The organism is Pseudomonas sp. I2, from assembly GCF_040984075.1.
Taxonomy (GTDB): domain Bacteria; phylum Pseudomonadota; class Gammaproteobacteria; order Pseudomonadales; family Pseudomonadaceae; genus Aquipseudomonas; species Aquipseudomonas guariconensis_B.
Genome location: NZ_JBCGFQ010000183.1, coordinates 1 through 424, shown reverse-complemented (window position 1 = coordinate 424; position 424 = coordinate 1). Strand labels below are relative to the sequence as shown.

At 71.2% G+C, this 424-nt stretch carries 1 protein-coding gene; it reads right to left on the bottom strand.

From position 1 onward, the window contains the following. The coding region (locus WCE05_RS26170) for a tape measure protein (protein WP_368816861.1) at window positions 1–424 on the bottom strand (424 nt) is incomplete at both ends.

Genomic DNA, 424 nt, shown 5'->3' with positions numbered 1-424 from the left:
CTGCGGAGGTGATCTTGCCTTCCTGGGCCAGGGCCCGCAGCGAGCCCAGAGGCACGCCCATCCCGTCGGCGATGGCCTGCGCCAGTCGCGGCGTCTGCTCGATGACGGAGTTGAACTCCTCGCCACGCAGTTGCCCCGAGGCGAAGGCCTGCCCGAGCTGCAATAGTGCACCGGCCGCCGCCTCGCTGGACGCTCCGGAAAGCGACACGGCCTGGCCGATGGCGTCGGTGGCCGCCAGCACGTCCGCCTGCGAACGCCCCAGCGCCTGCACCGACGGGGCCAGCCGCGCGTAGAGCGTGACGGTCTCTGCCAGCGGCGCGCGGTTGCGCTGCGCGATCTCGAACAGCGCGGCATCGGCGCGGTTGAACTCCTCCTGCGTGGTCACCGCGAGCTTGAGGCGCGCCTGCAGGTTCTTGTACTGGTC